8 protein-coding genes are annotated in these 15,757 nt (G+C 72.2%); 4 read left to right on the forward strand and 4 right to left on the reverse strand.

Annotated elements, in window-relative coordinates; all coding sequences use genetic code 11:
• Positions 1 to 6: 6 nt before the first annotated feature.
• Entirely contained in the window at positions 7 to 1,653 is a 1,647-nt protein-coding gene (locus FB559_RS23220; RefSeq protein WP_141957591.1) for an amidohydrolase, read from the forward strand.
• Positions 1,654 to 1,768: 115 nt separating this feature from the next.
• Here the strand turns inward: FB559_RS23220 and ccrA are convergent, their stop codons facing one another.
• The 3 genes from ccrA to FB559_RS23235 all read right to left on the reverse strand — a co-directional run bounded on the left by ccrA (position 1,769) and on the right by FB559_RS23235 (position 11,171).
• On the reverse strand, positions 1,769 to 3,106 hold the full coding sequence (ccrA, locus tag FB559_RS23225; protein WP_141957592.1) for a crotonyl-CoA carboxylase/reductase: 1,338 nt from the start codon (positions 3,104 to 3,106) through the stop codon (positions 1,769 to 1,771).
• 27 nt (positions 3,107 to 3,133) lie between these two features.
• Positions 3,134 to 9,115 carry a type I polyketide synthase gene (locus FB559_RS23230; protein WP_185792356.1) on the reverse strand — a complete coding sequence of 1,994 codons (5,982 nt, stop codon included), beginning with the start codon at positions 9,113 to 9,115 and terminating at the stop codon, positions 3,134 to 3,136.
• A 301-nt stretch (positions 9,116 to 9,416) separates the two neighbouring features.
• Entirely contained in the window at positions 9,417 to 11,171 is a 1,755-nt protein-coding gene (locus FB559_RS23235; RefSeq protein ID WP_141957594.1) for a fatty acyl-AMP ligase, read from the reverse strand.
• Positions 11,172 to 11,498: 327 nt separating this feature from the next.
• On the opposite strand from FB559_RS23235, the gene FB559_RS23240 reads away from it, so the two are divergent.
• The 3 genes from FB559_RS23240 (at position 11,499) to FB559_RS23245 (ending at position 14,628) form a co-directional block, all read left to right on the forward strand.
• Positions 11,499 to 12,485, forward strand: coding sequence for an alpha/beta hydrolase (locus tag FB559_RS23240; RefSeq protein WP_246121945.1), 987 nt, complete (start codon positions 11,499 to 11,501; stop codon positions 12,483 to 12,485).
• 195 nt (positions 12,486 to 12,680) lie between these two features.
• Positions 12,681 to 12,842 carry a hypothetical protein gene (locus FB559_RS44060; protein WP_185792357.1) on the forward strand — a complete coding sequence of 54 codons (162 nt, stop codon included), beginning with the start codon at positions 12,681 to 12,683 and terminating at the stop codon, positions 12,840 to 12,842.
• Between the two features lie 988 nt (positions 12,843 to 13,830).
• On the forward strand, positions 13,831 to 14,628 hold the full coding sequence (locus FB559_RS23245) for an SAM-dependent methyltransferase (protein WP_281286337.1): 798 nt from the start codon (positions 13,831 to 13,833) through the stop codon (positions 14,626 to 14,628).
• 20 nt (positions 14,629 to 14,648) lie between these two features.
• Here the strand turns inward: FB559_RS23245 and FB559_RS23250 are convergent, their stop codons facing one another.
• Positions 14,649 to 15,743 carry an Hsp70 family protein gene (locus tag FB559_RS23250; RefSeq protein ID WP_185792359.1) on the reverse strand — a complete coding sequence of 365 codons (1,095 nt, stop codon included), beginning with the start codon at positions 15,741 to 15,743 and terminating at the stop codon, positions 14,649 to 14,651.
• Positions 15,744 to 15,757 lie beyond the last annotated feature (14 nt).

The raw sequence follows: 15,757 nt of genomic DNA on the forward strand, positions 1-15,757 counted from the left end.
ACGCCGATGGACGCCGCCGACCTGGTCTTCACCGGTGGTCCGGTGCACACCGCCGACGCCGCGCGTAGCCGCGCCACGGCCGTCGCCGTACGGGGGGACCGGATCGTCGCGGTCGGCCATGACGACGTACGGGAGCTGATCGGGCCGCGCACCGAGGTGATCGATCTGGCCGGGCGGCTGCTCGTGCCCGGCTTCCAGGACGCCCACGTCCACCCGGTCGGCGGCGGCATGGAGCTGGGCCAGTGCGACCTCACCGGGGCGGTGACCCTGGAGGAGTACCGGGGGCGGATCCGGGCGTACGCCGACGCGAACCCGGGCCTGCCCTGGATCACCGGCGGCGGATGGTCCCTGGAGGCGTTCCCCGGCGGCACCCCGGTCCGCGAGCAGCTCGACGACCTCGTCCCGGACCGGCCCGCCTACCTCGTCAACCGCGACCACCACGGCGCCTGGGTCAACACCCGTGCCCTGGAACTCGCCGGGCTGACCGCCGCCACCACGGACCCGGGGGACGGCCGCGTCGAGCGCGACGCGGACGGCCGCCCGGCCGGGATGCTCCAGGAGGGCGCGATGCGGCTGGTCGGCGACCTCGTGCCGCGTCCTGCCGCCGCCGACCTCGTCGCCGCGCTGCTGCGGGCCCAGGCACTGCTGCACTCGTACGGCATCACCGCCTGGCAGGACGCCATCGTCGGCGGCAACCCGCTGACCGCCGACGCGACGCCGGCCTACCTCACGGCGGAACGCGAGGGACTGCTCACCGCACGCGTCGTCGGCGCCCTGTGGTGGGACCGCGAGCGCGGCGCGGAGCAGATCCCCGAGCTGCTCGAACGGCGCGAACGGCTGAGCGGCGGCCGGATGCGCGCCACCAGCGTGAAGATCATGCAGGACGGCATCGCGGAGAACCACACCGCCGCGATGCTCGGCCCGTACCTCGACGGGCACGGCCGTGCCTCCGGCAACTCCGGCATCTCGTTCGTGGCGCCCGAAGCCCTGTGCGACCACGTCACCCGACTCGACGCGCACGGCTTTCAGGTGCACTTCCACGCTCTGGGCGACCGTGCGGTACGCGAGGCGCTCGACGCCGTCGAGGCGGCACGGCGCGCCAACGGCTGGACGGGCACCCGGCCCCACCTCGCGCATCTGCAGGTCGTCCACCCCGACGACGTGCCGAGGTTCCGCGTGCTCGGTGCGACCGCCAACCTGCAGCCGCTCTGGGCGGTGCACGAGCCGCAGATGGACGAGCTCACCATCCCGTTCCTGAGCTCTGAGCGCGCGGCACGGCAGTACCCGTTCGGCGACCTGCTCCGGGCGGGCGCCACCCTCGCGGCCGGCAGCGACTGGCCGGTCAGCAGCGCCGACCCGATCAAGGGTATGCACGTCGCGGTGAACCGAAGGGCCCCCGGCGCCGACGGGAGCACCCCGGCGTTCCTACCGGAACAGCGGCTCGACCTCGGCACCGTTCTCGCCGCGTACACCGCGGGCAGCGCGTACGTGAACCATCTCGACGACACCGGCACGATCGAGCCGGGCAAGCTGGCGGACCTGGTGGTCCTCGACCGCGATCCGTTCGCCAGCCCGCCTGAGGAGATCGGCGCGACGCGCGTACTCCAGACCTACGTCGGCGGCGACCGCGTCCACGCCGCCCCCGGCGCCTGAGTGAAAGAAGGGGGCCGGCCGGGCCCGTACGGATCCAGGCCCGGCCGGCCCGCCGGGCGGCGGGCCGGTGGCCCCGCGCGCCCGGCGAATCCGCCGTCGGCGGAAGGTCTCCCGCTCACCGGCCGATCGGGTGTCCGGCGCGGCGGAAGACGCCGAGCCGCTCCTCGCCGATCCGGCGGCGGAGCTCGGGGTCCGCGACGCCGAGCCCGTCCGACGGCGCGAGGCACCGCACGCCGACCTTGCCGACGTGCTCGTTGAGCTGAACGGCGCGCAGGGCGTCCGGCGCGTCCTCCAGCGCGTACGTCCTCGACAGCGTCGGCGTGACCATACCCAGCTCGATCAGCCGGTTGGTCTGGACGGCCTCGTGGTAGGTGCAGCCGTGACTGCCGATGATCCGCTTGACCTTCATCCACAGATGCCGGTTGTCGTACTCGTGCCAGTACCCGGTGCTCGACCCGCAGGTGACGATGGAGCCGCCCCGCGCGGCCAGCCAGACCGACGCCGTGAACGTCTCCCGGCCGAGGTAGTCGAAGACGATGTCGGGATCCCGGCCGGCCAGGCCCCGGACCAGGCCGCCGATCGCCCGCCACGCCGCGGGGTCGCGAAGACCCTGCTCGCCGAGGCCGAGCGTGCTGCGGTCGATGACGTATTCGGCACCGAGCGCGCGGACGAGTTCGGCCTTCTCCTCCGAGCCGACCACGCAGACCGGGACCCCGCCGCCGTTGCGCACGAACTGCACCCCGTACCCGCCCAGGCCGCCCGTGGCGCCCCAGATCAGCACCACGTCGCCCTGCTTCATCCGCGCGCCGTGCCCGCCGACCAGCATCCGGTACGCCGTCCCGGCGCACAGCGTGTTCGCCGCGGCCTCCTCCCAGGTCAGGCACTCGGGCTTGCGGATGAGCTGGTTGCCCTTGACGATCGCGAACTCGGCCATGCCGCCGAAGTTGGTCTCATACCCCCAGGCGAGCGGCTCGGCGGCCAGGAGCCCGTCGTCCTGCGACGCGGGGTCGCCCGGGTCGATGACCCCGGGGAAGACGACCACGCGGTCGCCGGCCGACCAGTGCCGTACGGCCGCGCCGGTACGGACCACGACGCCGGCGGCGTCCGAGCCGATGACGTGGTAGGGCAGGTCGTGCCGCGCTCCCCACCGCCCCTCGCGCGCACGGCGGTGCAGGAACGCGAACGTCGGGACCGGCTCGAAGACCGCCGTCCAGACGCTGTTGAAGTTGACGGACGAGGCCATCACCGCGACGACCACCTCGTCCGGGGCGAGCTCGGGCATCTCGACCGAGCCCACGTGGACCGAGCGGCGTACGTCCTTGTCGGACTCGCCGGCGAAGATTCCTGTCTCGTCCCTGAGCGTGTAGGCGGCGCGGAACCAGCTGGGCAGCTCGCAGGCGAGCAGCTCGGCGGGTTCGGCCCCGGCGAGGACCGCTTGTGTCAGATCGGACATCGATGGCCTTCCCGTATCACTGACTGATCACGCGGGCTCGGTCCGCGGCGCCCTGAGCACTTCGCCCAGGTGATCGGCGATGATCCGCACCGCCGGTGGATCGAGCAGGTTCAGATGGTGGGCACCCGGGATCGGGACGATCTCCAGGTCCGGGCACAGCTCGCCGAAGCCGTTCGCCTCGTCGAGGTCGTAGCGCGCGTCGTGGACCGCCCACGGCGTCGGCTCGGTCGAGCGGTAGAGGACGACCCGTCCGTAGTAGGGACCCGGCCGGTACCGCTCGAGCGCCCGGGTGTCCTGGTGTGAGGTGAACTGGTGTACCGCCACGGCCGGCGGCAGCTGCTCCATGACCGGCTTCGTACGCTCCATGACCAGCGCGAGCTGCTGGTCCTCCCCGAGCGCGGCGAGTTCCTCGAACCCGAGCCTGACCGAGACCCCGTACGTCGAGGTGAGGTACTCGCCGAAGTCGGCGTAGCGGCGCGCGGTGGTCTCGATGGGGTTCTCCACCTTCTTGGGTACGCCCGCGTCGATCAGCGCGACCAGCTCGACGCCGCCGATCCGGCGGGCGATCTCGTAGGCGAGCACACCGCCGAAGGACCAGCCGCCGAGCCGGTACGGCCCCTGGGGCTGGACCGCGCGGATCATCGCGATGTACCGGTCGGCGCGCTCCTCGACCTCGGGCGCGTCCCGGAACCGGTCCAGCCCCAGGAACGGCAGGTCCTCGCCGAGCAGCGTCGCGAGCTGCCGGTAGACCCCGGTGTCGCCACCGGCCGGGTGCAGGCAGAAGAAGGGCGGCAGCTTCGGTTCGGCGGAAGGCCGGTGCGCCGCGCCGGTGATGGGCCGCACGACGTGGCGGAGCGCGATCGGGTCGGCGGCGGTCTCCGGCAGGCCGAGCCGGCGGCAGAGGTCGTCCTGCAGATCCTCCAGGCTCCGGCCGCTCAGCAGGTCCGAGGCGGCCACCGTGACGCCGAGGTCGTGCTCCAGAGTGCTCTTGATCCGGACCGCCACGAGAGAGTCCAGCCCCAGCTCGGTCAGGGGCCGGGAGGGATCGGGCGGGAAGCCCAGGACCGCCGAGACCCGGGCCCGTACCCGGCCGTTCACGAGCCGCCGCGCGGTCGGCCCGTCGGCGTCGCGCAGCGCCTCCGGCCCGGGCCAGTCGTCATCGGCGGGAGCGCCGGCGGCGGCGCCGACCAGCGCGGCGAAGTAGGGCCGGTGCCGGATCTCGGGGAACGCCGCGAGGGCACGGACCACGTTGAAACGGATCACCCCGGTGGCGGTCCGGTCATGGGCCAGCAGCGCCTCCAGGGCGTCACCGCCCTCCTCCGGCGTGATCGGGTCCAGCGCGGCGACGGTCAGGCCGGCGACGCCGCCGACCTCCGCCCACGGACCCCAGTTGATCGTCCCGCCGGTCAGGCCGTGTGCCCGGCGCCAGTCCACGAACGCGTCCGTGCGTGCGTTGGCCGCCGCGTACGCCGCCTGGCCCGGTGAGCCCAGCAGCGCGGCGGCCGAGGAGTACACGAGCCACCAGTCCAGGTGGAACCGCCTGGTCGCCTCGTGCAGCCGGACCGCGCCGTCGACCTTCGGTGACCAGACGCGGCGCAGGTCCTCGGGGCCGAGCTCGTTCACGAGCCGGTCGTCCAGTACCCCGGCGGCGTGCACGACCCCGCGCAGCCGCAGCCCGTTCCGGCGGGCGGCGGCGACCATCCGCTCGGCCACGCCCGGTGCCGCGATGTCACCGAGCACGATCGCGACCTCGGTGCCGAACGCGCGGAGCTCCTCGATGGTCTGCTGGGCGGCGGGGCCCGGCCCGGACCGGCCGGAGAGCACCAGGCGCCCGGCCCCGCGCTCGGCCAGGCGCCGGGCGGCGACCAGGCCGAGCCCTCCGTATCCGCCGCTGATCAGGTACGCGCCTCCGTGGCGTACCGGTTCCAGCACCGGAGTGCCGCCCAGCCGTACGGTGCGGAGCCGTGACGTGTACCGGACGCCGTCACGCCAGGCGACCTCGGTGTCGGCGTCGCCGCCGAGCAGCTCGGCGAGCGCCGAGGCCGGATCGTCCACGTCGAGGAAGGTCGCCCGCAGGGCGGAGTGCTCGAACGCGAGCACACGCGTCAGGGAACGGACGAAGGACTGCCCCGGCTCACCGGCCTCGCCGTCGCGTACCGCGGCCGTCCGCCGGGTGAGGATCCACAGCCGGTTCACCGGCGGCAGCGTCCGGACCAGCCCGGACAGGGCGAGCAGGAGAGCCTCGTCGCCCAGTCTGGCGGGCACGACGACCACCACGTCCAGCGAACCGGTCTCGCGGAACTCCTCCTCCAGACGCCGGCGGATGACGTACCGGCCGGCGTCGCCCAGTCCGTCGGCGATCGCCGCGGCGTCCGCGTCCTCCAGGTCGGAGAGCACCAGCCAGGCCGCGTTCCCGTCCGGCGGCCGCGGCGCCGGCGCCGGTGCCGGCTCCCAGGCGGCCTCGACGAGCTTGGCCGACAACGGCACCGGCACGGCGCCCGCCGGGATCCGGCGCAGCTCGACGTCTCGTGCCTCCAGCAGCACCGTTCCGGCCTCGTTCACGAGCCGCAGGGCCGCCACGGCCGAGCCGTCGGCTCTGGGCCGCGGCGTCTCGAACTCACAAGACCCGCCGTCACCCGTCGCGCCCGGCACCCGCAGCCGCCCGATCGCGACGGTGGTCCACTCGGCGCCGAACGAGGCCAGGCACCGGTCCAGGACGATCGGGTGCACCCGGAAACGCCGGTCACCGCGCTCGGCCGGGAGGATCGCGGTGCGGCCGGTGTACGTCCGGCCGGCCGTCTCCCCGGCCACCGAGGTCACGGTCGCGGTGGCGAGCGGTGTCCAGCCCCCGGCGATGGTACGAGTCTGGATCTCGATCCGGCACTTGGACGTGGCGACGCCCATGGGCGTGCACGTCGTGGTGATCGTCGAATCGTCGTCCAGGGGGAGAAGCCGTTCGAGCCGCAGACCGGTCAGGACCGGCGCCTCGGTACCCAGGGCCGCGGCGCCGGCCGCGAGCGCGATCTCGGCGTACGCGGCGGCCGGCAGCATGGACGTGCCGTGCAGAGTGAGCCAGGGCAGCCGGTCGCCGCCGACGTTCGCGCTCCAGGCGTGCCGGTGGCTCGGCAGTTCGACGTGTGCGCCGAGCAGCGGGTGATGCCCGGCCGGCCGCGTCGCACGGGCCCGCGTCCAGTGGTGTTCGTGCCGCCAGGGCGGGGACGGGACGTCGCGGACCTGGCCGTCGGCGGGCGGCTGGACGGGGAGCCCGCTGATCCTGAGGGCGGCGAGCTGCGTGTGGAAGGTGACGGTGTCGTCGGCGGCCTCTTCGCCCTCCGGGCCCCGCCGCAGAGTCGGCAGGATGAGTGCGTCCTCGGCGGTGTCGGCGAGCGCGTGCGCGAGCAGCGGATGGGCCGAGACCTCCACGAAGGTACGGTGGCCGTCGGCCACCGCCGCGCCCACGGCGCCGGCCAGCCGGACCGGGTTCCGCAGGTTCGCCGCCCAGTAGTTCCGGTCGAAGACGGGCACCTGCCAGGGGTCGCCGAGTGTGGTCGTGTAGAACGCGACGCGGGGCGTCGTGGGGTGGATGTCCTCGAGGCGCTGCCGCAGCGGGTCGAGGAGAGGTTCGACCTGAGGGGAGTGGCCGGCGCCCTCGGCCCGCACCCGGCGGGCGAGCAGCCCGCGCCGCTCCGCGCGGCCGATCACGGCGGCGATCTGCTCGGCGGCACCGGTGATGACCGTCTGCCGCGGTGACGCGAGCACGGCCACGTACACGTCCGGGCAGCCGGCGCACAGCTGGGCGATCTCCTCACCCGGCACGCCGAGCACCGCCATGGCACCCCCGCCCGTGATGCCCGCCAGCAGCTGGGCCCTGACCGTGATGACCTTGACGCCGTCGCGCAAGGACAGGGCACCGGCCATGACCGCGGCCGCGACCTCGCCACTGGAGTGACCGATGACGGCGGCGGGCTCGACGCCGTACGCCTGCCAGAGCCGCGCCAGCCCGACCTGGACGGCGAACAGCGTGATCATGGTCTCGGCGGGGCCCTGCTCGCCGGCCCCGTCCAGGGCCTCCCAAACGGAGAAGCCGGCCTCGGCCTGGACCAGGGGCTCCAGCAGCTCGATCGCGGCGCCGAACGCGGGTTCGTCGGTGAGCAGCGTCCGCGCCATACCCGGCCGCTGCGCGCCGTACCCGGAGAAGACCCATACCGGTGCCCCGTCGCCGGCGGCCACCCCGGTCACGACGGCGGGGTGTGCCCGGCCCGCCGCGAGTGCCCGCAGGCCCTCGGTGAGAGCGGCGCTCGCACGCCCGACCACGGCGGCCCCGAACCGTCCGCGACCGTAGCGGCGGGCGAGGGTGTGCGCGGCCTCCGCGGGATCGTCCGGCCCGTCGGCGAGCCGGCCGGCGTACTCGGTGACCCGGTCGGGGGACACGTCGGAGAGCAGGAGCGTGTGCACCGGATGCGTCGCGCGTACGGTCCACGGCGCGGCGGGCGCCGCCGCGAGGACGACGTGGGCGTTCGCGCCACCGAAGCCGAAGGCGGAGACCCCGGCCCGGCCGGGCCCAGGCGGCCAGGGCGTCTGCTCGGCAACGACCTTCAGGCCCAGTCCCTCGAAGTCGATGTGCGGGTTCGGCCGGTGGTAGTGCAGGCTCGGCGGGATGGTCCGGTGCCAGAGCGCGAGCACGGTCTTGATCAGCGAGGCCACTCCCGAGGCGGGCTCCAGGTGCCCCAGGTTGCTCTTGACCGAGCCGATCAGCAGTGGTGTCGCGCGGTCACGGCCCAGCACCGTCCCGAGCGCGTGCGCCTCGATCGGGTCGCCGAGCAGGGTGCCGGTACCGTGCGCCTCGACGTAGTCCGGCGCCTCCAGGCCCGAGTAGACCTCCCGCAGCAGGGCCTCCTGGGCCTCGGGGTTCGGGGCGACGAGTCCGTTGGAACGGCCGTCGGAGTTGATGCCGGTGTCGCGGATGACGGCGAGGACCCGGTCGCCGTCGCGGTGGGCGTCGCCGAGCCGTTTGAGGACCACCACGCCGCAGCCCTCACTGCGGACCATGCCGTTCGCGGAGGCGTCGAACGCCTTGCACCGGCCGTCCGGCGCCGTCCCTCCCGCCTGCTCGAACGTCAGGGTGATCATCGGCGAGAGCAGCACGTTGACACCGCCGACGATGGCCAGGTCGCTCTCGCCCGCTCCCAGGGACCGTACGGCCAGATGGGTCGCGACCAGGGAGGACGAACACGCGGTGTCGATGCTCATCGACGGCCCGCGCAGGTCGAGCAGGTACGACAGCCGGTTGGCGGCGATGCTCAGCGCGCCGCCCGTCGTCGTCCAGGGCGACACCTCCGAACCCGGCGCGGCCGTCAGGAAGGCGTACTCCGGAACCGAGATGCCCGCGAACACGCTTGTACGGCTGCCGTGCAGCGACGCGGGGGCGATGCCCGCGTGCTCGAGCGCCTCCCAGGCGACCTCCAGCAGCAGTCGCTGCTGCGGGTCCATGGCGTCGGCCTCGTCCGGAGTGATTCCGAAGAACCGCGAGTCGAACCCCGCGACGTCGTCGAGGAACCCGCCGAGCCGGCTCGCCGGCTCGTACCCGTCCTCCCATCGGTCGTCCGGCACCTCGCGGATCGCGTCTCCGCGTTCGAGCAGAAAATCCCAGTACGCCCCCGGCCCGGCGATGCCGCCAGGTAAGCGGCAGCCCAGCCCCACGACCGCGATCTCGCAGCGGTCCGGCCCGGACCGCACGGCCGTCGTCTCGCCGGGAGGTGCGGCCAGCTCACGGGCCAGCGCGGTGATCGTCGGGTACTCGTAGAGCAGGATCGTCGGGAGCGCACGGCCGACGAGATCCTCGAGTTCGCCCACGATCGCCACCGAGTCGCGTGAGGTCATTCCGAGCTCGGCGAGCGGGCGGTCGGGGTCGATCTCTCCGGCGGCGACGTGGCAGCGTGCGGCGATGCTTTCGGTCAGGAAACGCGCGATCTCGTCGCGTCCGGCGTCATGGCGATCGGCAGTCGGCATCTTCGTACCCCCCACGGCGGGGCCCGGCATGACGGGGGCCCCTGAAAGCGGTTCCACGCGGAGCCGCGACCGGTGGCCGGCTGACGCACGGGCCGCTCACACCAGGGTGGTGAGCCGCTACCGCCTACCTTGTGGGGGGAAGGGAGCTGAGGTTCCATGCGTGCCGGGTGTTGTCACATCGGACACGGCTTGCGTTCGTTCGATCGCCCTCAGTAGAGCACCGTGCGGGAGACGCCGTCTATTACCTACCAGTAGGGATTTGCGAACCCCCGGCCGCACCAGGTGGGGCCGGGGGTCACGTTTACGCCATGGGGAGGTCACCGGACAGGTAGCGCTCCCGGCACGCGCTACGGGCCACCTTGCCGCTGGAGGTACGGGGTACGCCCCCGGGCCGCACGAGGACCAGGTCGTGCAGCGGAACGTCGTGGACGGCGGCGACCGCGGTGCGGATGACCCGGCGCACCTCGTCCGGATCGGGCGCGTCGGCCCCGCCGGTCTGGGCGCGGCGCGACCGCTCCGCGACGACGACGAGGTGTTCGGTATCCGGCCCGGGGATCGAGAACGCGGCCACGTGGTCCGGGCGGATGGCCGGGTGCGCCTCCTGCACGGTGACCTCGATGTCCTGCGGGAAGTGGTTGCGGCCGTCGACGATGATCAGGTCCTTGAGCCGGCCGGTGACGTACAGCTCACCCTCGTGGACCGCGCCGAGGTCGCCGGTGCGCAGCCACGGCCCGGCCGGAACGCCGGTGGCCGGTCCGGAGAGCCATCCGCCGAAGGTCGCGGAGCTGTGCTCGGGCTTGCGCCAGTATCCGCGCGCGACGTTCGGCCCGCGTACCCAGATCTCGCCGACACGGTCGTCGGGCAGCTCACAGCAGCTGTCCGGGTCGACGACCGCGACGTACTGCCCGGTCGGCGTCCCGCACGAGACCAGGCCCGCGACGCGCTCGTCGCCCGAGGCGGCGAGCCGCAGGACGCCTTCGGACAGCCTCTGGGGATCGACGGTGATCACCTTCGGCGGGGTGTCGCCGTGCGCGGCGGTGACGAAGACGGTCGCCTCGGCGAGCCCGTAGCAGGGCGTCGACGCCTCGGGCCGCAGCCCGGCCGCGGCGAAGGTGGTGGAGAAACGGTGCAGCGTGCTCTCGCGTACGGGTTCGGCGCCGTTGAGACACCAGCGCAGCCCCCGCAGGTCCAGCCCCTCCGCGGCGGCGGAACGGCCGAGGGAGTACTCGTAGGCGAAGTTGGGTGCCGCGGTGAAGACCTCCTCGTTGCGGTGGACGGAGATCATCGCCAGCCAGCGGGAGGGGTTGCGGATGAACGACATCGGGTCGGTGAACCGCGCCTGCACGCCGTGCACGATCGGCGCCGCGAGGGTGGCGACCAGGCCCATGTCGTGGAAGAGCGGCAGCCAGCTGACGATCGCCACCGGGCGCCGCGCGCCGACCCCGAAGTGCGCCCACAGCTGGCGCGCGTTGACCGTGATGTTGCGATGGCTGATCTGCACACCGGCCGGGTCGCGGGTCGAGCCGGAGGTGTACTGGAGGTAGGCGAGCTCGTCGGGCGGCACCGGCTCCGGCTCCCAGTCCGTCGGCTCGATCGTGTCGGCCGTCACCAGGTCGCGCGGCGGCGGGGCGCCGTCGAGGAAGGCCTGGACGGCGGGCAGCGCCTCGGTGACGGTCACCACGATCGCCGGGTCGGCGTCGGTGTACGCGCGGATCAGGCGTTCGTGCTGGCCGGGCAGCTCGGGGGAGAACAGCGGGACCGCGATGACACGTGCGTAGAAGGCGCCGAGCATCGTGGTCAGGTAGTCCAGGCCCGACGGCAGCAGCAGCGCCACGCGGTCGCCGGGATTCGCCGACCGGCGCAGCCGCGCCGCCGTCCAGCACGCTCGGCGGTGCACCTCGGACCAGGTCAGCGTCGTGCTCCGCCCCTCGCGAACGGTGCCGTAGTCCACGAAGGTGTAGGCGGGTGTGTCCGGCTTTCGCTCGGCCCACCGGGTGACTCGCTCGATCAGGGTCTCCCCGTCCGAGAATTCGCCACAACGATCCTCCAGCGCCATGCACACCCCCGTGTTACTTGCGCGACTTCGCTATGAAATGACGATCAGTATCTGGCCTCTGATTTTGTGTCGCGGCTGATGGCCCTCCGAGGATAAGCGGGCGGTGACGTCCCCGGAAGATACATTCCTCATCCTCGTTGTTGGGTACCTAATTGTCCGTTCATTATTCCGATTAACTGTGGCAAAACACACCTATTCGGTCTGGCCGGTTCTGTGGTTTCGCCATTTCACGATACGGTTCTCTGCCTTGTGGTGAAACTGACTAAGGTAATGGAGTCGAATGTGCGTGCCTTGTGTGGCCGGTTTTTCATGCGCGGATTCGCAAGTGTGGGTGTCGTTATCATCGTGATGGCCGTGGTCTCCGGCGCCGCGGGCCGTGCGCTCGCCGCCGTACCGGCCGCCACGGCCGACGGCGCGAGGGTCACGGGGGAGCGGTGGCTCGGCGGTCGCGAGGTCGACCTGACGGTGTCCTCGCCCGCACTGGGCACGACGGCGCCGGTCCGCGTGCTCCTGCCGCGCGGCTGGTCACGGTCGGCGACCCGCACCTGGCCGGTCGTCTACGCCTACCACGGAGGCCGCGACACATACGTCTCCTGGACACGAAGTACGGACATCGCCAGCCTCGCCGCCGAATACGGGGTCATGGTCGTCATGCCCGACACCGGCTATTCCGGCTGGTTCACCGATTGGCGCAACCACGGCGCTTTCGGCCCCCCGAAATGGGAGACATTCCATACGCGCGAGCTGACGCGGCTGATGGAACGCGACTATCACGCGAGCACCGCGCGCGCCGCGATGGGCATCTCCTCGAGTGGTTACGGCGCGATCAAGTATGCGGCCCGCCATCCGGGCATGTTCCGGTACGCGGTCTCACTCAGCGGAATACTCCACCTCACCCAGACGGGTATCCCGCCCTTGATCCTGCTGGAGGCGAGCGAACGCTACGACCCCTTCCGTATCTGGGGCGACCCGACTCTCGACCGCGCGAACTGGGAGGCGAACGACCCTTATGTCCAGGCCCCTCATCTCCGCGGGACGGGGATGTACATCGCCAGCGGCCTGACGGGCCGCCCGGGCCCGTACGACCACCCGGCGCCGGGCAACGACGGCATCGAGGCCCAGGAGATCCTCTGCGGCGCCACGACGGTGTCCTTCGTCAAGCGGCTGAAGCGGCTGGGCATCCCGGCGACCACCCACATCTACGGGGACGGCTACCACGACTGGACGACCTGGCAGCCGGAGCTCCACCGGGCATGGCCGTTGATGATGGCCGCGGTCGGCGCGGTGCGGACGAGCGCTGCCCAGACCACGTGACCCGGCCGGCGCCCCGCGTACCGGCGGTCGCCGAGGTCGGCGTGGAGGTGCCTTGGCAGGGAGAGCTGCAGCGGGCGTGGTCATGGTCGGCGGGGGCCCGCGGGCAGGGTGGGGCGGGTGCGGACCCTTCGTCGCGATCCGGCCGCGAGTGCTCCGGCCGTCCGCCGGCCACCTGACGGCCGGCGCAAGGGGGCGGTGAACGACACGACGAGCGTCACGGAGGCCGCCGGGGGTTCTCCGGATCGCACGTCGCTGTCGTTCACCGAGGAGATGAAGGGGTTCTGCACCGACGGAGAGAACGCTCCGGGACCGGGAGAGGAAGCACACGCGAGCCGGCGTGAGGAGGCCACTCCATGACGGGCGCGAAGGCGGCGTTGGCGGCAGGCACGAGGACGCGCCTGGCGGCCGGGCCGGGCGGATGGTGCGGCGTCGCGGGGTGTGGGTGGTCGCTGTGGTGTGAGTCGGTCGGCGGAGCGGGTGCAGGGTGTGCCGGGGAGTACGCCTCGTAGCGCCGGCGTGTGTGGGTGCGGTGGCGTAGGCCGGCCGCGTCGAGCCGGTACGCGGGATCGGGTGTGAGCTCGATGAGCCCCTGCTGGGCCTGCCGGTCGGCGGGATTCGGTGTGAGCTCGTCGAGCCCCTGGCGGGCCAGCCGGTCGACGAGCCGGCCGGGCGTGGCCGGGTGCGGCACGAGCCGCCCGCAGACGCGTCGGGGCCGTGCTCGGCGACGATGCGCAGAATGGCCGGCTTAGCACCCGCCGCTCCGGCATCCGTCCGAGCTCCGTGCGAGCGCTCTCCACACGAATCCACGCATGGATCGGCGCGAGCGCCTACCCGGGGGAGAGGCCGGCCCCTGGTACATCAAGCCCCGCGTCGACATGAGCGCCGCGGTGGCGGAGAGGCACCCCACCGGCGGCGTCACGCCACCGGGTCCCGCGCATTTTTGGTCGCGTCCCTATTGGCGGCCGCGGCTGGGAAGCGGGGCGGCGGAGTCGGGCCGCCGATCTTCCGCCGGTCACGATGGCCATTCCAGCGTGGGGGCTGGGCAGTCAGTTCGTGAGGTTCGCGTGGGTGCCCTGGGGTGCTTCCGGCGGTCACGGTGGTCATTCGCGCGTAGGGGTTCGGGGGTCCGTTCGTTAAGGCCGTAGTCGGCGTCGGCACCCCGGGCGACCGGCCCAAGGCCGCCTGATGATCTTCCCGTGGGCCCTATCCCGCCGGACTGAACGCGGGAATCGGGCTTATTAGAGCGCCCGAAAATCGGCCCTATACGGCGCGTTACAGTGTTGACACTGTTGAGTTTGGGACTTCTATACTCTTCCGTAATCCATGTGGACCCGGAGGTCAAGGTATCACCGACCGTGACCGAACGCCGAAACGTTTCGATACGACCGTGCCGAACGAGGCGCGGATGTTCGATTATGCGCTCGGTGGCAAGGACAATTACTCCGTTGACCGGGAAGCCTCAGAGAAGATTCGCGAGGCCATCCCCACCGTATTGGTGGCCGTGGAGGAGAACCGCCGCTTCATGCGCCGGGCCGTACGCCATCTGCTCTCCGTCGGGATCCGGCAGTTCCTGGACCTCGGCGCCGGGATGCCCGGACGCGGCAACGTGCACGATCTCGCCCATGCGGTCGACCCGGCCGCCAGGGTCGTCTACGTCGACAACGATCAGGTCATCGTCAACCACTACCAGGCGCTGCTGTCCAGTTCCGACGTGGCGGCCGCGCTGCTGGCCGACATCCGCTCGCCGCGCGACATCCTCTCCGCGCCCGCGGTGACGGCGCGGATCGATTTCGGGCGGCCCGTGGCGATACTCATGACCGCGCTCCTGCACTACCTGAGCGACGACGAAGATCCGGGTGGGATCGCGGACGCGTTCGTCTCCGCCGTGCCGCCGGGCAGTCACCTGGTGCTGTCCCACTACCACCCCGGCGGAGTGTCCGAAGAGGAGCACGCGATAGCCGCCGGGTTCGCCGAGTCGATGGGGATAACGATGGCGGCGCGTACGTCCAAGGAGATCGAGGGGTTCTTCGGCGAGCTCGTCCTAGTGGACCCGGGCCTCGTACCCCCCACGCTGTGGCGTCCCGACCGGATACAGAAGCAGCCGACCGGATGGCAGCTCGCCGGCGTGGGCCGGAAGGCCTGAGAAGAAACAGCGGGCGGCGGTCACGTCCTGGATCCGGCTTGCGACGTCGGTGTGCGGGGCGACCCGGTCTCCAGGTCGGCCAGAATCGCCGCTCCCAGCGCGACCGCCTCGTCCGGATCGACGCTCGTGTCGGGACTCCGGCGCGACAGGCGTTCGACCATCCGCCGGACCATCGGCATCCTCGTCGCACCGCCGACGAGCAGGATGCGGTCGATCTGGGCCCAGGAGAGGCCGGCGTCGTGGAGGACGTCTTCGGCGATCCGCGCCGTACGCCGTACGAGGTCCTCCACCATCAGCTCGAACCGCAGGCGGGTGACCTCGACGGTGTAGCTGTTCCGCGTGTCACTGAAGAAGAGCCGGGTCTGGTGGGTACGGCTGAGCGCGTACTTGGCCTGCTCGCACTTCTCCCGCAGCTCGGCCTCGCGCCGGCCGCCGTCGAACAGGTCCGGACCCGACTGTGCCCGCACCTCGGCGGCCACGTGACTCATCAGGACGTTGTCGAAGTCGAAGCCGCCCAGGCCGCGGTCGCCGGAGGTGGCGATGACACGTAGGGAGTGTTCCTCGGCGCGCATCACGGTCACGTCGAACGCTCCGCCGCCGAGGTCGTACACCATCAGCGTGCCGGGCTCCACGCCCGTGGCGCCGAAGGCGATCCCCGCCGCCGCCGGTTCGCTGACCAGCTTGAGCACGTTGAGCCCCGCGATCTCGCCGGCCTCCCTGGTCGCCTTGCGGCAGGCGTCGTCGAACGAGGCGGGCACGCTGATCACGACATCGCTGACCTCCTCCCCGAGTACCTCGGCGGCGTCATCGGCAAGCCGCCGCAGGATCAGGCCGGAGACCTTCTCGGCGCCGTGGGCTCCGCCATGGGAGTCGACGAAGGCCCAGTCGGGGTTGCCCAGCTGACGCTTGACGAACTCCGCGCAGTCGGCGGGGATGTCACGGGTCGCGTGCTTGGCGGTCTTGCCCACGAGCACCTGACCGCGCCCGTGGAAGAGGACGACGGCCGGCGTCAGGTGGTCGCCCTCGCGGTTCCACAGCACCTCCGGCCGGCCCGATCGTACGGCCGCCGTGACGCAGTACGTGGTGCCCAGGTCGATGCCGATCGCCCGTCCCATCAGGCCTCCTTGGC

Source organism: Actinoallomurus bryophytorum, from assembly GCF_006716425.1.
GTDB lineage: Bacteria > Actinomycetota > Actinomycetes > Streptosporangiales > Streptosporangiaceae > Actinoallomurus > Actinoallomurus bryophytorum.